This window comes from Caulobacter sp., assembly GCF_035254145.1.
Taxonomy (GTDB): domain Bacteria; phylum Pseudomonadota; class Alphaproteobacteria; order Caulobacterales; family Caulobacteraceae; genus Caulobacter.
In genome coordinates this window covers 1-19,470 of record NZ_DATFAV010000018.1, presented here as the reverse complement: position 1 = coordinate 19,470, position 19,470 = coordinate 1, and the positions used below count along the sequence as shown (strand labels likewise).

General features: G+C 70.5%; 12 protein-coding genes. 6 read left to right on the top strand and 6 right to left on the bottom strand.

From position 1 onward, the window contains the following. The first annotated feature begins 186 nt into the window (after positions 1-186). The 3 genes from VJ655_RS01025 (at position 187) to VJ655_RS01015 (ending at position 4,529) form a co-directional block, all read left to right on the top strand. A complete protein-coding gene (locus VJ655_RS01025) occupies positions 187-1,077 on the top strand; it encodes a glucose 1-dehydrogenase (protein ID WP_324097514.1) in 891 nt (296 codons plus the stop codon). Further along, the gene (locus VJ655_RS01020) at positions 1,074-1,967 is read left to right on the top strand and encodes a DMT family transporter (protein WP_324097513.1); all 894 of its coding nucleotides are present in this window, start codon (positions 1,074-1,076) and stop codon (positions 1,965-1,967) included. The genes VJ655_RS01025 and VJ655_RS01020 overlap by 4 nt, the downstream gene beginning before the upstream one ends. A gap of 180 nt (positions 1,968-2,147) precedes the next feature. Then, the gene (locus VJ655_RS01015) at positions 2,148-4,529 is read left to right on the top strand and encodes a PAS domain S-box protein (protein ID WP_324097512.1); all 2,382 of its coding nucleotides are present in this window, start codon (positions 2,148-2,150) and stop codon (positions 4,527-4,529) included. On the opposite strand, the gene VJ655_RS01010 is transcribed toward VJ655_RS01015, so the two are convergent. Then, positions 4,510-6,027 carry a DUF853 domain-containing protein gene (locus tag VJ655_RS01010; protein WP_324097511.1) on the bottom strand — a complete coding sequence of 506 codons (1,518 nt, stop codon included), beginning with the start codon at positions 6,025-6,027 and terminating at the stop codon, positions 4,510-4,512. The genes VJ655_RS01015 and VJ655_RS01010 overlap by 20 nt on opposite strands. Before the next feature lie 94 nt (positions 6,028-6,121). Here VJ655_RS01010 and VJ655_RS01005 point away from each other — a divergent pair, with 94 nt between their 5' ends. From VJ655_RS01005 to VJ655_RS00995, 3 genes are all read left to right on the top strand, one after another. Next, entirely contained in the window at positions 6,122-7,222 is a 1,101-nt protein-coding gene (locus tag VJ655_RS01005) for an AI-2E family transporter (protein WP_324097510.1), read from the top strand. A gap of 291 nt (positions 7,223-7,513) precedes the next feature. Continuing rightward, complete coding sequence (locus tag VJ655_RS01000; protein WP_324097509.1) at positions 7,514-12,367, top strand: NAD-glutamate dehydrogenase; 4,854 nt, start codon at positions 7,514-7,516, stop codon at positions 12,365-12,367. A 67-nt stretch (positions 12,368-12,434) separates the two neighbouring features. Further along, the gene (locus VJ655_RS00995) at positions 12,435-13,634 is read left to right on the top strand and encodes a DUF418 domain-containing protein (RefSeq protein WP_324097508.1); all 1,200 of its coding nucleotides are present in this window, start codon (positions 12,435-12,437) and stop codon (positions 13,632-13,634) included. Positions 13,635-13,854: 220 nt separating this feature from the next. Here the strand turns inward: VJ655_RS00995 and VJ655_RS00990 are convergent, their stop codons facing one another. From VJ655_RS00990 to VJ655_RS00970, 5 genes are all read right to left on the bottom strand, one after another. After that, entirely contained in the window at positions 13,855-14,631 is a 777-nt protein-coding gene (locus VJ655_RS00990; RefSeq protein WP_324097507.1) for a dienelactone hydrolase family protein, read from the bottom strand. Positions 14,632-14,712: 81 nt separating this feature from the next. Beyond that, positions 14,713-16,302, bottom strand: coding sequence for a bifunctional phosphoribosylaminoimidazolecarboxamide formyltransferase/IMP cyclohydrolase (gene purH, locus VJ655_RS00985; protein ID WP_324097506.1), 1,590 nt, complete (start codon positions 16,300-16,302; stop codon positions 14,713-14,715). 306 nt (positions 16,303-16,608) lie between these two features. Next, positions 16,609-16,965, bottom strand: a complete 357-nt coding sequence (locus VJ655_RS00980; protein WP_324097505.1) for a YdbL family protein — start codon at positions 16,963-16,965, stop codon at positions 16,609-16,611. 14 nt (positions 16,966-16,979) lie between these two features. Beyond that, entirely contained in the window at positions 16,980-17,165 is a 186-nt protein-coding gene (locus tag VJ655_RS00975) for a YnbE family lipoprotein (RefSeq protein WP_324097504.1), read from the bottom strand. A 35-nt stretch (positions 17,166-17,200) separates the two neighbouring features. Further along, positions 17,201-19,470: intermembrane phospholipid transport protein YdbH family protein (locus VJ655_RS00970; RefSeq protein ID WP_324097503.1), on the bottom strand; the 2,270-nt coding region annotated here is incomplete at its 5' end.

Below are 19,470 nucleotides of genomic sequence, written 5' to 3'. Positions count from 1 at the left end.
GTGGCGACGAGCAGGGGCTTTCGGGCGTCGTCGTCACGCTTGCCGATTTGGCTACCCTCGATTTGGCTTCCCCGATTTGGCTTCCCCCGATTTGGCTGGCGCCCCTAGCCAAGGCCCACCCTCTTCGCGAATATGATCACTGATCACCGATCCATGAGAGATCGGCGACGCGGAGGAGAGAACACCATGGTCGGACGTCTGGACGGCAAGATCGCCGTCGTCACCGGAGGCTGCTCGGGCATCGGGCTCGGAACGGTCGAACTGTTCGTCGCCGAGGGCGCGCGGGTCGTCGCCGCCGACCTGCAGGCCGAGAAGGGCGCGATGCTGGAAAAGCGGTTTCCGGACCGCGTGCGCTTCTCCCGCTGCGACGTGACCTCCGAAGCCGAGGTCGCCGCGACGATCGACCTGGCCGCCAGCGCCTTCGGGGGGCTGGACATCCTCTTCAACAACGCCGGTCACGGCGGCACCCCCGCCGGCGTCGAGGAGCTGACCGCCGACGGCTGGGACAAGACCTTCGCCCTGCTGGTGCGCGGCCCGGCCCTCGGCATGAAGCACGCCACGCCGCTGATGGCCCAGCGCGGCGGCGGCTCGATCATCAACACCGCCTCGATCGCGGGCCTGCAGGCCGGTTTCGGCCCCCTGGCCTATTCGACCGCCAAGGCGGCGGTGATCCACATGAGCCGCTGCGCGGCCGCCGAGCTGTCGCCCCGCAAGATCCGGGTCAACGCGATCTGCCCGGGCCTGATCGCCACCTCGATCTTCGGCGCCTCGATGGGCCTGTCGCGCGAGGTCGCCGACCAGATGGCCGCCCAGGTCGCCCAGATCGGCCCCAAGATCCAGCCGATCCCGAAGTCGGGCCTGCCCGAGGACATCGCCCGCGCCGCCCTCTACCTGGCCAGCGACGACTCCGAATTCGTGACCGGGACCCACATCGTGGTCGACGGCGGCATCACCGTCGGGCCGCGCAGCGCCTGGGACGTCAACACGCCCTCGCCGATCCTGGCGGCGATGGGCATCACGCCCGAGCAGGCCGAGCAGATGCGCGCGGCCCTGATCGCCTCCGGCGGGGCGGGGTGAGCCTCACTCCGAACCTGCGCGGCGCGCTGTGGATGCTGGCCTCGGCCATCGGCTTCACGGCGATGACGACCCTGATCAAGTTCCTCGGCCCGGGGTATCCGGCGGCGCTGCAGACCTTCTACCGCCAGTTGGCGGGGGTGATCGTGCTGCTGCCGCTGATCGCCCGCGACTGGCGCGCGGCGTTCCGCACCACGCGGCCGGGGATCCTGATCTTCCGATCCAGCGCCGGGGTTCTGGCGCTGATCATGGGCTTCTACGCCTATCAGAAGCTGCCCCTGGCCGACGCCAACGCCCTTTCGTTCACCCGGACCCTGTGGCTGGTGCCGCTGGCGGCCTTCGTGCTGCGCGAGCCGATCGGACCCTTGCGGATCGGCGCGGCGCTGGTCGGCTTCGTGGGCGTCTTGATCATGCTGCGCCCTGGAGCCGGTGGGGTCGGCGCGTGGATCGGCTGGCCCCAGGCCTGCGCCTTGATCTCGGCCTTCCTGTTCGCCCTGACCATCACCGGCATGAAGGTCATGACCCGCGACCACAGCCCGTTCGTGCTGCTGGTCTACGCGGCGGTGCTGGGCGTGATCTTCGCGATCCCGCCGGCTCTCTTCGTCTGGCGCTGGCCGACCTGGCCCGACCTTGGCCTGCTGGCGGCGATGGGGGTGATCGGCACGCTCACTCAGGGGGCCTATATCAAGGGCATGGAGGCGGGCGAGGCCGCGGTCATGGCGCCGATCGACTACACGCGGCTGGTCTTCGCCGTGGGCGCCGGCCTGCTGCTGTTCCATGAGGTCCCGCACCGGGCCACCCTCGTCGGCGCGGCGATCGTCGTGATCTCGACCCTGTTCATCTCCTGGCGCGAACACCAGCTGGCCCAGCGGGTTCCGATCCAGCCCGCATAGGATGCGCGCCCCGTTCGCGGGCGTCTTCGGGCCCGGCCGTCGGCGGAACGGACGCAAGCGTGACCCGTCCCTTTCCGACAAGCCTTGCCCAGGCCTGGAACTGCGTATTCCATTGGGCGTTGGGCGTGAGCCGAGCGGAGCCGTTGCGCCGCTGCGGGCGTCGATGGGGCGTGGACCTGGGTGCTAAGACGAACGGCCATCAAGTTCGTTACGGCGGCCGACCGCCGCGAGGTGCGTTACGCCCTGGCCGTGACGGCCGTCCTGGCCGCCGCCGCCGCGCGGGCGCTCGCGGTTTCGGTCACCGACGTCCCGATCAATTTCCCAACCTTCTTCGTGGCGGTCCTCGTCGGGGCCATGGTCGGAGGGCTCGGCCCCGGCCTCCTGGCCGTGGGGCTCAGCGCCATCATCGCCTGGCGCTTCTGGATGGCGGACGGCGGCTGGACGCTGCACGCCCGTGAAAGCGTCCAGCTTGGCATGTTCGTCCTCTGTGGCGGATTGATCGTGGTGCTGGTCGAGGCCATGCGGATCGCCGTGCGCTCCGGCCTGGCGGCCGAGGAACGGTTCCGTTCGGCCCAGGAGGTGTCGCTGGACGCCTTCGTGATCCTGGAGCCGGTGCGCGAAGGCGAACACGTGGTCGATTTCCGCTGGACCTACGCCAATCCGATGGCGGACTCGATGCGGCCGGCCGGCGCCGCGACCCTGGTGGGCCGGCGGGTGCTGGAGGTCTTTCCCGACGAGACGGGACGCGAGATGGTCGACCGGCTGACGCGTCTGCTGAAGGCCGGCGGCCCCGACGATATCGACGTCCGGCGCGAGATCGACGGCGAGGAGCGATGGATCCGCTCCAGCGGCGTGCGTCTCGGCGGCGACCTGGCGGTGACCTTCCGGGACGTGACCCATGAGCGGCGCGCCGCGGCGGCCCTGCGCAGCAGCGAGGAGCTGTTCAGGAGCCTGGCCAACTCCGCTCCCGTGCTGATCTGGGCGACCACCGCCCGAGGCGAAGTCGACTGGTTCAACCAGGCCTGGCTCGATTTTCGCGGCCGGTCCATGGAGCAGGAGATGGGTTCGGGCTGGTTGCAAGGCGTCCATCCCGACGATCGCGAGGCCAGCATCGCGACGGCCAATGCGGCGGCCGCCCGCCGCGAGCCGTTCAACCTGGCCTTCCGCTTGAAGCGCGCCGACGGCGCCTGGCGTTGGGTCAATAGCGCCGGCGCGCCTCGCTTCGACGAGACGGGCGCCTATCGCGGCTATATCGGCAGCTGCTTCGACTTCACCGAGACGGTCGAGGCGCGCAAGGACCTGGAAGATCGCGTGGCCGAACGGACGGCGGCCCTGGAGGCCAGCATGGCCGAGACCGCCAGCGCCCAGGCCGCCCTGGCCCAGGTCCAGCGACTGGAGACGGTCGGGCGTCTGACCGGCGGGGTGGCTCACGATTTCAACAACCTGCTGACCGTGATCGTCGGCGGGCTGGACATGATCCTGCGTCGCCCCGACGACACCGCCCGCGTGACCCGGCTGGCCGAGGCGGCCCTGGCGGCCGGCCGGCGGGGCGAACGGCTGACGCGGCAGCTTCTGGCCTTTTCGCGAAGCCAGGAGCTGAGACTGGAGGTGGTCGATATCGGCGCCCTGCTGGACCAGGCCGAACCTCTGCTCCGTCGCGCCGTGGGCGAGGCGATAAACCTTACCGTCCGCCGCAGTCCCGGAGCGGTTGGCTCGCGCGTCGACGCCGCCCAGTTCGAGGCCGCCCTGCTGAACCTCGTCGTCAACGCCACGGACGCCACGCCGGACGGCGGCGAGATCGCCATCACGGTCGACCCGGTGACCCTGGCCGAGGGCGAAGTCGCCGACACCGCGCCCGGCCGCTACGTGCGGGTCGCCGTGCGCGACACCGGCGCGGGCATGTCGCCCGAGGTGCTGGCCAGGGTCTTCGAGCCGTTTTTCACGACCAAGGAGGTGGGAAAGGGCACGGGCCTTGGCCTGGCCCAGGTCTACGGCTTCCTGCGCCAATGCGGCGGGGGCGTGAGCATCGATAGCGTCGAGGGCCAGGGCACGACGGTGGCGCTCTACCTGCCGGCCACCGACGAGGCCGCGACGCCGGCGGCCGTCCGTCCGGCGACGCCGGCCCGCGAGCGCCTGCGGGGCGTGCGCGTGCTGCTGGCGGAGGACGACGCCGCGGTCCGCGACATCGCCGCCGGCCTGCTGCGGGATCTGGGCTGCGAGGTCATCACGGCCGAAACCGGCGTCGCCGCGCTCGAAATCCTGGAGAGCGGCGCGACCTTCGACCTGCTGATGTCCGACATCGTCATGCCCGGCGGCGTCTCGGGCGTGGATCTGGCCCGCGCGGCGGCCGAGCGGCGTCCCCAGCTGGCCGTGCTGCTGACCACCGGCTACGCGGGATCTCGCATGGACATGGCGCCCGCCGACCTGCCCTGGCCCGTCCTGCGCAAGCCGTTCCAGATCGACCAGTTGGCCGAGGTGGCCGCGAGCCTGCTGGGCGAGGCGCGGCGACCGGGAAAAAAGGCCTCGCCGCGCAAACGCGGGGTCAGCGCCGCCGACGGCTGAGGCCGCCCAGGAGACCGCGCATGAGCTCGCGGCCCGCCTGGGAGGCGACGGTGCGCACCAGCGTCACGGCGAAGGCCTCGGTCATGGTCTGGCGGCTGGACGCGCGAGGCCGGCTGGCGCGCGCCTCCCGCTCGCGGACCTTGGCCTCGGCCTCGGCGCGGCGGGCGGCTTCCTGCTCGGCGCGTTCGGCGTCGGCCTCGCGCTCGGCCTTCAGGGCGCGGCTCTGCAGGATTTCGTAGGCGGAATCGCGGTCCTGGGCCTGGTCATAGACGCCGGCGACGGGGCTCTTGGCCTGAAGCGCCGCGCGCTCCTGCGGGGCGAGCGGGCCCAGGCGCGAGGCGGGCGGACGGATCAGGGTCCGCTGGACGATCCGGGGCGCGCCCTTCTCGTCCAGGGTCGAGACCAGGGCCTCGCCCACGCCCAGCGCCTGGATGGCCTCGGCGGTGTCGAACGCGGGATTGACGCGGAACGATTGGGCGGCGGCTTTCAGCCCCTTCTGGTCGGCCGGGGTGTAGGCGCGCAGGGCGTGCTGGACGCGCGCCCCCAACTGGCCCAGCACCGCATCGGGAATGTCGGCCGGGTTCTGGGTCACGAAATAGACGCCGACACCCTTGGAGCGGATCAGGCGCACCACCTGTTCGATCTTCTCCAACAGCGCCTTGGGGGCGTCGTTGAACAGCAGGTGGGCCTCGTCGAAGAAGAAGACCAGCTTGGGCTTTTCCGGATCGCCGACCTCGGGCAGCGTCTCGAACAGCTCCGACAGCAGCCAGAGCAGGAAGGTCGAGTACAGCTTGGGCGACTGGATCAGCCGGTCGGCGGCCAGCAGGTTGACGTAGCCGCGTCCGGCCGCGTCGGTGCGCATCAGGTCGGAAAGGTCCAGGGCCGGCTCGCCGAAGAAGTGCTCGGCGCCCTGGGTCTGCAGGGTCAGCAGCTTGCGCTGGATGGTCCCGACCGTGGCCGCGGAGACGTTGCCGTACTGCGTGCCGATCTCGTCGGCGTGGTCGGCCACGTATTTGAGCGCCGCCTGCAGGTCCTTGAGGTCCAGCAGCAGAAGCCCGTCCTGGTCGGCGACATGGAAGGCGATGGTCAGCACCCCTTCCTGGACGTCGTTCAGCTCCAGCAGCCGCGACAGCAGAAGCGGCCCCATCTCGGAGATGGTCGTGCGGATCGGGTGTCCCTTCTCGCCGAACAGATCCCAGAAGACCACGGGCGGCGCGCCCGGCGTCAGGGGCAGGTCCATCGAGGCGGCCCGGGCCAGCATCTTCTCGTTGGGCGTTCCCGGCATGGCCAGGCCCGACAGATCGCCCTTCACGTCGGCCGCGAACACCGGCACGCCGGCGTCGGAAAACGCCTGGGCCAGAATCTGCAAGGTGACGGTCTTGCCGGTGCCGGTGGCGCCAGCGACGACGCCGTGGCGATTCGACCGGTCCAGCCGTTGAGTCACCGGACCTTGTCCCAATCCGACCAGGATCTCGTTCTCGTCGATCGACAGCGGCATGGGCAATCTCCGTGTAAGCGCCTTCACCCTAGCCGGGCCCTTGCGCGTCGCCAATCGCAGCGGGCAATGTCGACCCGTTCCAGGAGTTCCCCCGATGCCCGCGCCCGCCCCGCCTCCCGTCACCACACGCAACGCCGTGGTGTTCCTGGCCGTGATCGCCGGCGGCGCGGCGCTGTACTGGATGCAGGACATCCTGACGCCCCTGGCCTTGGCGGTCTTCCTGGCGGTTCTGGTCGACAGTTTCGCGCGGGTGCTGATCTCTCGCCTCCCCGGCTTCCCGCGGCGCGCGGCCCTGCCCGCGGCGCTGGTGATCTCGGTCCTGCTGTTCGGCGTTTCGTTCTGGGTGGTGATCGACAACGGCCGAGGCTTCTTCGACCAGTTGAAGGACTACGCCCCGCGTCTGAACGACATCATCGCCAAGGTGGCCCACGCGGTCGGCATCCATGTCGCGCCGACCATCGGCGGCCTGGTCAACGAACTGAACCCCCAGCGCTACATCGGCCAGGCCGCGCAGTCGTTCGGCAACTTCGCCTCGAGCGCGCTGCTGGTCCTGATCTATCTGGGCTTCATCATCGCCTCGCGGCGGGGCTTCGCGCGCAAGATCGTCTCGCTGTTTCCGCATCACGCCGAGCGCGAACAGAACATGAAGCTGTTCCAGCGGATCCGGGACGGCGTCGAGCAGTACCTCTGGATCCAGACGGTGACGGGCCTGATGATCGCCGTCGCGGCCTGGGTGGTGATGATGCTGGTGCGGCTGGACAACGCCTTTTTCTGGGCTTTCCTGATCTTCCTGGCCGCCTATATCCCGATCCTGGGCGGGGCGATCGGCTGCTTCCTGCCGCCGCTGTTCGCCCTGGTGCAGTTCCCCGACAGCCTGTGGCCGGCGATCATTCTCTTCGCCGCCCTGCAGGGAATCTTCTTCTTCGTCGGCAATGTCATCCTGCCCCGCATGCAGGGCGACAGCCTGAACATGGACCCGACGGTGGTGCTGCTGTCGCTGGCCGTCTGGGGCGCGCTCTGGGGCGTGCCGGGCATGTTCCTGTCCACGCCCCTGACCGTGGCCGTCATGCTGATCCTGGCCCAGTTCGAGGGGTCGCGCTGGATCGCCATCCTGCTGTCCGAGGACGGGGACCCGCAAGGCGAACGCCTGGAAGCGGTCAAGCCCCGGCGCGGAACGCCGGCGCGAAAGAAATGAGTCCGGCCCTTAAACTCCGGAACGCGTCCCCTATCTATAGGCGGTCCGGCTTCCCCCACCCGGACACCCCCGCCGATCGTGGCCGGCAAGGCCGCCGCGATCGAAGCGGAAAACGCCCGCGCCACCCCGAGCGGGCCCGCGCCGTCGGCTTCCCCCCAGCCGGCGGCGCTTCCGTTCGCGCGTCATGCGCGCTTCATGTCGGGCGGCACGAATTCATTCAGAATTCCGATGTAGCGGTTGAAGTACCGCCCGAAAGGGCTAGGTTGCCGCCAAAAATCGCGAGGAAGTCCTATGGTCGGTGAAAAAAGTGTCCTCAATTCTTCTGAGGCGCCGATCGGCCCGCTCGTAAGCGCTTTCGCCAAGGCTCTGGGCCTTTCGCCGGACACCCTGCCCCCCGCCGCGCGCGACTTCGCCGCCCAGGCTCAGGACGACTGGTCCGCCGAGGAGCTTCCGGACCTGGACGCCGCCGACCTGGCTCGCGCCCTCGCCGATTTCTGGCGCTTCGGCGAAAGCGCCAAGGACCTTTCCGAACCCGCCATCCGCCTGCGCCGCGCCGAGGGCGGGGCCACCGTCTCCGACCTGCTGGAGATCGTCCAGCCCGACCGCCCCTTCCTGGTCGACAGCATCATGGGCGAGGTGACCGAGGCCGGCTTCTCGGTCCGGGCGATGTTCCACCCGGTCTCCGACTGCGGCGGCGTCCGGCGCTCGATGATCCAGGTCTGGCTGAAGCCCGTTGGCGAGGACCGCGAGGCGGCCCTGGTCCGCAGCGTCCGCGAGGCCCTCGGCGACGTCGACATGGCGGTGCAGGACTTCGACGCCATGCGCGCCCTGATGCGGCGCACCATCGACGAACTCAAGAGCGCCCCGGCCCCCGTCTCGGCCGAGGAGAAGGCCGAGGATCTGGCCTTCCTCGACTGGCTCGAGGGCGATCACTTCGTGTTCCTGGGGGCCCGGGTCTACGACTATCCGCGCACCGGCGACGGCGGTTACGCCGCCGAGGAGCCGCTGTACCAGCCCGAGGGCAGCCTGGGCGTCCTGCGCGACCAGGCTCGCACGGTCCTGCGTCGCGAGAGCGAGCCGGCGGTGCTGTCGGCTCAGGTCCGCACGCGCATCGAAATGGGCGCGCCGATCGTGGTGGCCAAGTCGAACCTGCGCTCGCGCGTCCACCGCCGCGGCTACATGGACTATGTCGGGGTGCGCCGCTACGGCGCCGACGGCAAGGCCTCGGGCGAGGTCCGCTTCGTGGGCCTGTTCACCGCCGAGGCCTACGAGACCCCGGCCCGCGACGTGCCGCTGATCCGCCGCAAGGTCGCCCACCTGCTGGATCGCGCCGGCAAGGATCCCGACAGCCACAACGGCAAGCGCCTGCGCAACATCCTCGAGACCTGGCCGCGCGACGAGCTGTTCCAGACCGACGAGGACCAGCTGCTGGCCATGGCGCTGGGCGTGCTGCACCTGTTCGACCGGCCGCGCGTGAAGCTGTTCGCCCGCCGCGACCCGTTCGACCGCTTCATCTCGGTGTTGCTGTTCGTGCCCCGCGAGCGCTACGATTCCGGCGTCCGCGAGCGGGCCGGCCAGATCCTGTCCGAAGCCTTCAACGGCCGGGTGTCAGCCTACTATCCCAGCTTCTCCGACGCGCCGCTGGCGCGGGTGCACTACATCCTTGGCGTCACGCCCGGCGCCCACGGCGAGCCCGACCTCGCCGCGGTCGAGGCCGCCATCGCCGAGACCGCCCGCACCTGGGAGGACCGCTTCGAGGCGGTGATCCGCGAGGGCCAGGCCGGCCGCGTCGCCCAGATCCTGGCCCGCTACGCCGGCGCCTTCCCGCCCGGCTACCGCGACCAGTACGACGCCGACGAGGCCCTGGCCGACATCCAGGTGATCGACGACCTGGCCGAGGGCGAGGCCGTGCGCGTGCGCGCCTTCCGCCGCGACGGCGACAGCCCGATCACCTTCCGCTTCAAGCTCTATCGCCCCGGCGCGGCCGCGCCGCTGGCGGACGTGCTGCCGATCCTCGAGCACATGGGTCTGAAGGCCCTGATCGAGGAGGGCTTCAAGGTCGCGCCGACCGGCGAGTCCGGGAGCCGCGAGCCGGTCTGGGTGCACGAGTTCGTCCTGCGCGACGAGGCCGGCGAGCACCTGGTGTTCGGCGACGTCAAGCAGGCCTTCGAGGCCGCCTTCGTCGCCATCTGGACCGGCCGCGCCGAGAGCGACGGCTTCAACCGCCTGGTGCTGGAGCTGGGCATCGGCTGGCGCGAGGCCGCGCTGATCCGCGCCCTGGCCCGCTATCGCCAGCAGTCGGGCCTGGATCCCAGCCAGGGCGTCCAGGAGCAGGCGCTGTCCGACCATCCGGGCGTGGCGCGTCTGATCCTCGACCTCTTCCAGACCAAGTTCGACCCCGCCGTCCGCGCCGAGCTCAAGGCTCGCGAGGAGCAGGCCAAGGCCGTGGAGGCCAAGATCGTCGAGGCGCTGCAGGCCGTCGAAAGCCTGGACGCAGACCGCGTGCTGCGCCGCCTGGCCGCCCTGGTGGGCGCGATCCAGCGCACCAACTTCTACCAGCCGGCCGCCGACGGCGGGCCCAAGCCCTATATCAGCTTCAAGATCGCCTCGCGCGAGCTGGAAGATCTGCCCGCGCCCAAGCCCTATCGCGAGATCTACGTCTCGGCGCCGCACGTCGAGGGCGTGCACCTGCGCTTCGGCCCGGTCGCCCGCGGCGGCCTGCGCTGGTCGGATCGCCGCGACGACTTCCGCACCGAGGTGCTCGGCCTGGTGAAGGCCCAGCAGGTCAAGAACGCGGTGATCGTGCCGGTCGGCAGCAAGGGCGGCTTCTATCCCAAGCAGCTGCCGCGCGGCGGCGACCGCGACGCGATCCAGGCCGAGGCGATCCGCGCCTACAAGACCTTCCTGTCGGGCCTGCTGGACCTGACCGACAACATCGACGCCGACAACCAGGTCGTGCCGCCGCCGTCGGTGGTCGTCCATGACGGCCATGACCCCTATCTGGTCGTCGCCGCCGACAAGGGCACGGCGACCTTCTCCGACATCGCCAACGGCGTGGCCGAGGACTACGGCTTCTGGCTCGGCGACGCCTTCGCCTCGGGCGGTTCGGTCGGCTACGACCACAAGGTCATGGGCATCACCGCCCGCGGCGCCTGGGAAGCGGTCAAGCGCCACTTCCGGGAGCTGGGCAAGGACATCCAGACCGAGACCTTCACCGTGGTCGGCGTCGGCGACATGTCCGGCGACGTGTTCGGCAACGGCATGCTGCTGTCCAAGCAGACCAAGCTGCTGGCCGCCTTCGACCACCGCCACATCTTCCTGGACCCGAACCCGGATCCGGCGGTCTCGTGGGCCGAGCGCGACCGGATGTTCAAGCTGCCGCGCTCGTCCTGGGAGGATTACGACAAGTCGAAGATCTCGCAGGGCGGCGGCGTCTTCGCCCGCGGCCTGAAGAGCATCCCGCTGTCGCCGGAAGTCCGCGCCATGCTGGACCTGAAGGCCGAGGCCGTCTCGCCGGCCGAGCTGATGACCGCGATCCTGAAGGCGCGGGCCGAACTGCTCTATCTGGGCGGCATCGGCACCTATGTGAAGGCGAGGGGCGAGAGCAACGCCGACGCCGGCGACAAGGCCAATGACGCGATCCGCATCAACGGCTCGGACCTGCGGGTCAAGGTGGTCGGCGAGGGCGCCAACCTAGGCCTGACCCAGGCCGGCCGCGTCGAGTTCGCCCAAATGGGCGCGGGAGGCGGCGGCGGTCACATCAATACCGACGCCATCGACAACTCAGCCGGCGTCGACAGCTCCGACCACGAGGTCAACATCAAGATCCTGACCGGCATACTGGAGCGCTCGGGCGAGCTGACGCGGCCCGATCGCAACACCTTGCTGGCCTCGATGACCGACGACGTCGGCCACCACGTGCTGGAGCACAATTACGACCAGACGCTCGCCCTGACCCTGCTGGAGAGCGACGCGGTCAGCGAGGTCGACGCCCAGATCCGCTACATGGTCGACCTGGAGCATCGCGGCCGCCTCGACCGCCGCGTCGAGGGCCTGCCGACCAATACCACGCTGCTAGAGCGCAAGGCCGCCGGCAAGGGCCTGACCCGGCCCGAACTGGCGGTGCTGCTGGCCTACGGCAAGCTTGACCTGCTCGACGAGATCGTCGCCTCCCAGGCCCCGGACGATCCGTGGTTCGAGGCCACGCTGAAGGGCTACTTCCCCAAGGCGCTCGATAAGTACGCCGACGCCATGCAGAAGCACCGTCTGAAGCGCGAGATCATCGCCACGGTGGTCGGCAACCAGATGGTCAACATGTGCGGCCCGACCTTCGCCAGCCGCCTGAAGGCCGCCGCCGGCGCCGACGCGGCCGCGGTGGTCACCGGCTTCACGGCGGCCCGCGAGATCCTCGGGATCGACGCCCTGTGGGACCAGGTCGGCGCCCTGGACAACAAGGCCTCGGCCGACGGCCAGACCGCGCTCTACAAGGCCCTGGCCTACGCCCTGCGCAGCCTGAGCTTCTGGCTGGCCCGCCGCGTCGTCCGTGACAAGTCCAGCGTCAAGGCCCTGGTCGAGGCCTACGGCCCGTCGGTGGCGGCGCTGAGGGCCCTGACGCCCGGCATCCTGTCGTCGTTCGAACAGAAGGCGGTGGCCAAGCGGGTGAAGACCTATGTCGCCGACGGCGCCCCCGAGGCCCTGGCCCAGGCGGTCGCGGCCCTGCAGCCGCTGACCACGGCGGCCGATCTGGTCGACCTGGCCAACGCCTCCAGCTGGAGCGTCGAGAACGTCGCGCGGCTCTATCACCAGGTCGGGGCGGCCTTCGGCTTCGATCGCCTGCGGGCGGCCGCCGGCGCCTTCGTCGGCGGCGACAGCTTCGAGCGCCTGGCGGTCCGCCGCCTGATCGAGGACATGCTGACCGAGCAGACCTCGATCACCCAGCAGGTCCTGAAGTTCGCCGCCAACGCCCAGGCCGGCGAGGACGAGGCCGGCGCCAAGGCCGCGATCAGCTCGTGGGCGGCGCTGCGCGGCGATCGCCCCCGGACGGTCAAGCGCACGATCGACGAGATCGAGCAGGCCGGCGGCGGCTGGACCTTCGCCAAGCTGACCATCGCCAACGCCGCGCTGCGGGAACTGACGGCGGCCTAAGCCTCCAGGTTGCGCCTCGCGTCGCGGCCGGGCAGGCTGCGGCGCGAAGGCCACCGAAGGGGCGGGGATGACCAAGGACCGGATCGTTCTGCTGGACTCGCTGCGCGGCCTCGGGGTGCTGGGCATCCTGTTGTGCAACGCGCCGGACTTCGCCACGCCGCCCCAGTTGGCCGAATCGGCGAAGCTCTGGCCGCATGGAACCGGCGTCGCGACCCTGACGGTCTGGGTCGTGACCCAGTGGCTGTTCCAGCGCAAGTTCGTGACCCTGTTCGCCATGCTGTTCGGCGTCTCGATCTTCCTGGTCGGCGGCGAGCGGTCCGACGCCGAGCGCGGCGCGATCCTTCGCCGTCGCCTCCTCTGGATGGTCGCCTTCGGCCTGCTGCACGGCTTCGTCATCTGGTACGGCGACGTGCTGCTGAGCTACGCCCTGGCCGGCTTCGCGGTGATGCTGGCGCGGTCCTGGCCGGCGCGAAAGCTGATCCGCACGGGTCTGGCCATCTGGATCGTCATCAGCCTGCTGGCCCTGGTGGGCCTCTCCCTCGCCGCCTTCGCGCCCAAGGACGGGCAGCAGGCGCTGGAGACCGCTCAAGCGCTGGCCAAGGCCAAGGCGGCGGAAGTCGAGTACGGCGGAAGCTTCCTCCAGTCCCTGATCCAGAACGCCAAGGACCGCCTGGCCTTCCTGTCCGGCGAGCCGCTGATCTTCGTGATGACCTCGGCCCTGATGCTGATCGGCCTGGGCGTCTTCAAGGCCGGGGTGCTGACCGGGGAAGCGTCCGACCGGGTCTATCGACGACTGCTCGTTTGGGGCGTGCTGGCCTCGGCCCTGATCGGCGGCCTGTTCGTCGCCCAGGCGATGATGGGCCTGCCCAGGGGGCTGGGCATGGTCGCGGTCGGGATCCAGTGGATCCTCGCTCCGCCGACCACCCTGGCCTATGTCAGCCTGATGGTCTTCGCGGCCCGCTCCAAGGCCTGGTCGGTGGTCCCGAGGGTCCTGGCCCCCGTCGGCCAAATGGCGTTCACCAACTATCTGGCCCAGTCGCTGATCATGACCGCCATCTTCTACGGCGGGCGCGGCCTTGGCCTACACGGTCAGGTCGACCGGCCGGGCCTGGCGGCCATCACCGTGGCGATCTGGATCGTCCAGATCCTGTGGTCGCGCTGGTGGCTGGCCCGCTTCGAGATGGGGCCGCTGGAGTGGGTCTGGCGCCGGCTCTATCGCGGCCCGGCGCCGATCCGCCGACCCAGGCTCGCGCCGGTCGCGCCTTAAGAACCGATCGACATTCAAAGCAGGGTTCTTGAATTCAAAAACCTGCCTTCCTGGGCCTCGTGCCCAGGACCCATGCTGACGGCAGGCTGCGATTGCGCCGTGACCCGAAGCTGAACAGCCCGGAACTCAGGCCAGATTCGGCGGCGGCGGGACGATGGGTCCTGGGCGCAAGGCCCAGGAAGGCGGGAATTATGCGCCGCTTTGCATATTTCGATCCGCCTTAAGCGCAGGCTCCTAGAGCCCCGGCGAAATAGGTTCGCACCTGCGCGAACAGATCCGGCCGGTAGCGGGCGCGGGGATCGTTGGCCCGGTCGTCGTCGAAGGCGTGGGTGGCGTCGGCGTAGAAGACCCGGTCGACCGGCAGGCCGTCGCGCGCCAGGCGGTCCAGCGCCTTGCCGGGCGCCTTCCAGCCGACCACCTGGTCCTTGCCGCCCAGCACCGACCAGACCCGCGGCCCACGGTCGCCCCAGCCCCGGGCCGAGGTCAGGGAAGGATAACCGGCATAGGGATAGACCAGCAGGGCGCCGCGCACGCGCTGGCGCAGCTTGGCCGCGTCGGCGTCGGCCAGGGTGGTGGCGCGGGCCGCCCCCTCGCCGATCGCGTAGGCGTCCATGATCGTCCAGCCGCCATGGCTCCAGCCGGCCAGAAAGACGCGGCCGGCGTCAGCCCAGCCCTGCCTCTCCAGCCAGGCCAGCATGGCGAAGATGTCGGCCGAGCGCTTGAGCCCGTGCAGCGCCACGCCGGTGCAGACGAACAGCTTGGCGTCGAGGCTGGAGTAGCCGCGCGGCCGGAACGAGTCGACCACCACCGCCGCCCAGCCGGCCTGGACGGCGGTCCGGGCGTAGTCCTCGAGAAACGGCGTCTTGCCGCCGCAGCCGTGCAGGATCAGCGCCACCGGGAAGGGCCCCAGGCCCGCCGGCTTGAACACCCGGGAGTGTCGGGCGACCTCAACTGCCCAATCCGCGCTCAGCATGCGGTCCGGCCTTTCCTCACTCATCCCGCGAAAGCGGGGACCCAAGCGGACGATACCCCTCGGCTTAGGCCCCCGCTTTCGCGGGGGCGAGCGGTGAGGGATAAGCTAGTGCCTAAACACTCGCACGCCGGTGAAGGCCATTGTGAGGCCAAGCTTGTCGGCCGCCTCGATCACTTCCGGATCGCGCATCGAACCGCCCGGCTGGATGATCGCCGTCGCCCCTGCTTCGGCGGCCTGGATCAGGCCGTCGGCGAACGGGAAGAAGGCTTCCGAGGCGCAGGCGCAACCTTTCAGGTCGAGGCCGAAGTCGGCGGCGCGCAGGGCCGCGATCCGGGCGCTGTCCTTGCGGTTCATCTGGCCGGCCCCGACGCCCAGGGTCTGGCCGGCGCGGGCGTAGACGATGGCGTTGGACTTGACGTGTTTGCCCACCGTGAAGGCGAACAGCATGTCGCGGATCTCTTCCTCGGTCGGCTGGCGCTTGGTCACGATCTTCAGGTCGGAGGCCTTGATGCGGGCGTCGTCGCGAGATTGAACCAGGAAGCCGCCGGCCACGCTCTTGAAGGTGTCGCCGGTCGACAGCGGATCGGGCAGGCCGCCGGTCACCAGCAGGCGCAGGTTCTTCTTGGCGGCGAAGACGGCCACGGCGTCCTCGTCGGCCTCGGGGGCGATCACCACCTCGGTGAAGATCTCGACCATGGCTTCGGCCGCCTCGCGGGTCAGACGCGAGTTGACCGCCACGATGCCGCCGAAGGCCGAGGTCGGGTCGCAGGCCAGGGCCCGCTCATAGGCCTCGCGCTGCGAAGCGCCGACGGCCACGCCGCACGGGTTGGCGTGCTTGATGATCGCCACGGCCGGGCCTTGGGCCGGGTCGAACTCGGCGATCAGCTCGAAGGCCGCGTCGGTGTCGTTGATGTTGTTGTAGCTGAGCTCCTTGCCCTGCAGCTGCCTGGCCGTGGCCACGCCCGGACGCGGATTGGGGAAGGTGTAGAAGGCCGCCTTCTGGTGCGGGTTCTCGCCATAGCGCATGGTCTGGCGCAACTCGCCGGCGATGCTCTTGCGGGCCGGGAAGTCCTGGCCCAGAGCCTGGGCGAACCAGGCCGAGATCGCCGCGTCATAGGCCGCCGTGCGGGCGTAGGCGCGGGCCGCCAGCGTCTGGCGCAAAGCGAGGGTGGTCCCGCCGGCCTTCAGGGCGTCCAGCACTTCGGCCAGATCGGCCGGATCGGTGCAGACGGCGACATAGCCGTGGTTCTTGGCCGCCGAACGGATCATGGCCGGGCCGCCGATGTCGATGTTCTCGACGCACTCGGCGTAGCTGCCGCCCTTCGCGACGGTCGCCTCGAACGGATAGAGGTTCACATAGAGGATATCGATGCCGCCGATGCCGTGGTCGGCCATGGCCTTGGCGTGTTCTGGCGCATCCCGGACGCCGAGCAGGCCGCCGTGCACCACCGGGTGCAAGGTCTTGACCCGGCCGTCCATCATCTCGGGGAAGCCCGTCAGGTCGGAGACGTCCTTGACCGGGATCCCGGCCGCGGCGATCGCGGCCTTGGTGCCGCCGGTCGAGACCAGCTCGACGCCCGCCTCGTGCAGCGTCTTGGCGGCCTCCACGAGGCCGGTCTTGTCGGAGACCGACAGCAGGGCGCGCTTGGGGGCGACGAGATCGGGGGCGGACGGATAGTCGGGGGCTGCGGGCACGGCGGGCTCCTCTGGCAGGTTCAGAACGGGAGCCCAGGCGCGCGGCGGACTTGCGAGCAGCAAAAGCGGACGCCGGTTTTGCGTTCGCTCGCAAGTTTCCTTGGGAGCGCGCCTTCTAATGAAAGCGCGCCCGTATCGAGCTCCCCGGTGGTCGCCCACCTTCAACGCCAGTCACTCGAACGCCGCGGAAAATACGGGGGCGGACGAGGGAGTCAATGCAGGGACCGGTCGAGCCCTTCCCCGCTGGAGGGCGCTAGCGCGAAGCGCCGGAGGGGGAAGGCGCCGAGCCTCCCCCTCCGTCGCCGCTTACTTCTTCACCCAGCCGCCATCCAGCGGCTTCCAGTACTGGCCGGGGGCCAGGCGGCTGTAGAGCTGCTTGGCGGTGGCCTGGCCGGCGGCCTCGGGGGTCACGCCGGTCTTGGCGGCGATGTCCTTGTAGGCGGCGGCGCGGCCGGTGTTGATCTCCGCCACGGCGGCGCGCAGGGCCGCGTCGCCGCCGGACACCACGCCCAGATAGCCGTCGGCCTGCTCGCCGACCGTGCCGGAGGCCTTGCCGGCGTCCACGGCGGCCTTGGCGGCGGCCGATTGGGCGAGCGCCAGATTGGCGCCGGCGGCGGTCATCGCCAGGCCCAGCGCCAGAACCGTCATCGTCTTGCGGATCATGTCGGTTCCTCCTCTTAGAACAGGTTGGGGTTCTGCTGGATCAGCGTCTGGACTTCCTTGTCCAGTCGCACGCGCACGTCGGCGTCCAGCTTGGCGTAGATGTTGATCGGGTCGACCTTCACGCGGACGGTGGGCGTGCAGGCGGCCGCGCCGAGCGCTCCCGTCGCGACGAGGGCCAGCAAGAGGGCGCGCTTTTTCATGCGTCTAGTCTCCAGTTCGTCTTCAGGATGACCGGTCACGGTTGAACCGGACCTGAACGGGTTTTGGCCTCTGGCGCCTGACGCTCGAACCAGGTGCGCCAGTCCGCCAGAAGCTCGTCGAAGTTCAGCGACGTGTCGAGGGTGAGATCCACCGGCGTCTTGGCCGGCAGGGCGATGCGCTTGTTGAAGGCGCGGCCGCGGATCAGGTCGATGATCCCGACCTTGGCCTTCTCGGCGACCTTTGGATCGTGCCGGCCCTTGATGTGGAACAGCACGCCCAGGCGGCCCTTGTCGGTGCTGTTGACCCCCGCCTCCATCTGGTCGAACGCCAGGTTCTCCATGGCCTGATAGGCGAAGTCCTGGATGGCGTTGACCTGCCCGCCATTGGCGGGCGGCGGAGCGCCGGGGCTGTCGTTGGGGCTGGCGGCGACGGTGGACAGGGCCGCGCGGGAGATCTCCAGCCGCCCGGGCTGGATGGCGCTGATCTTGCCCTCGTGGAAGCGCAGGCCCTCCGGCCCGTAGGTGAACGGCAGGCGGCCGTCGACCACGGCCTGGATCCTGACCTTGTCGGCCAGGGTCGAGGCGGCGATCAGCTCGCCCAGGTCCAGGTGCTGGATGACGATGACGCCGCTCATGGTCTTGTCCGCCGCCAGCGGCACGTCGATCGGCTCGATCGAGACCCGGCCCTTGGCCGCCTCGAACGTCGCCTTGGAGACGTGCAGCATGTCGGCGCCCAGCTGAAACACCGACTCGACCGCCGTCAGCGGCACGAGGGAGTCGATCTTCACGACCCTGAGCGTCTGCCCCGGGCGGGTGGTCAGCGGCGCGAGACTGTCGAAGTCGACCGCGCCGTCCAGGGTCGCCACGAGCCCGATCGGGCTGGTGAAGTCGATCCTGTCGGCCACGAGCCGGCCGCGGCTGGTCGCGCCCCCGTTGTTCGGATTTTCGGCGTCCCAGGCGAAGACGCCGGTGAAGCTGGCCGGTCCCTTGGCGTCACGGGCGAAGGCGGCCATCGGCGACAGGTCGGCCGGCTGCAGGCCGTCCTTGGCGAAGGTGAGCTTGCTGGCGTCGATGTCGGCCTGGCCCTTGCCGGTCGCCACCACGTGGCGCAGGCGGATCTCGCCCAGCGGCGCGCCGACCGGCGTCGCGGCCTGGAAGGTCCCGGTCCAGAGGCCGCCCGACAGGGCCAGCCCCCCCTTTGCGAGAATGGCGTTGAAGCGCCGCTCGGGCGCGGCGTCGGTCGCCGCCCCGCCATCGACGCGGATGCTGGCGCGGTCGAAGCCGCCTGTCCCGCCGAAGCTGGCCTCGCCCTTGAGGTCCCGCAGCCTGGCCTGGGCCACGGCCAGCTCGCCCTCGCCGTCCTGGAAGCGCAGCGCCGCGCTCCAGCCGCCCGCCCCGGCGGCGACCAGCGGCGCCTTGGCCGGACAGAGCGTGGCCTTGATCCCCGTGACGGGGTTGTCGCCCAGGGCGTAGGCCTTGGCGGTGACGGGGACGCACTTGGAGGTCGTCAGGGTGAAGCGGCCGCCGGCCAGCCGGACCTGGCCGTCCACCTGGCCGGAGACGCCCTGGATCGGCGGCAGGTCGAAATTCTCGGTCGCCAGCGACAGCGGCGAGGTCAGGACCCCGCCCGTCATCCGCCATCCCGGCGCCAGCGCCTTGATCGACGGCAGGCCGCCGCCGGACAGCGCCGCCTCCAGGCCGCCGCGCGCGCCTTCCGGTCCCGCGTCCAGCAGCGCGCCCTTGGGCGCGGACACCGTCAGCAAGACGCCGTTGGGGGCCGACAGCCGCGCGGCTTGACCGAGACTGGCCCGGGTCCGGCCGCCCTTCACGTCCAGCCCGACGGCGGGCAGGGAAAGATCGAAGGTCCGCAGGGCCTGGGCCAGAGGCTTGCCGTAGGCGGGATTGGGAACCAGGGCCGCCAGCCGTTCGGCGTCCGGGCCCGAGATCCCGCTGTGGCCGCCGGCCGAGCCGTTCAGGGCCAGGGCGAGGCCGCCAGGTCCCTGGTCGACGCGCCCCTGGGCGGCCAGCCGCGCGTCCGCCAGGGCCAGGGCCCCGCCGGCCAGGCGCGCGGCGCTGGCCTCGAGCGTCAGCGGGCCGTTCACCGCCGCGCCCTTGGCGTCCAGCACCAGGGCCAGATTCGACGAGGCGGCCCTGGCCTTGAGGCCGCCCGCCGCCACGCCGCCCGCCAGGGCCTGGCTCGCGCCGAGATCGGCCTGGGCCGCGCCGCGCGCCGTGGTCCGTCCCGCGCGATGGTCCAGGACGATCCGCGTCGCGTCCAGGGCCAGGCTCGCGGTCCGGGCGTCCA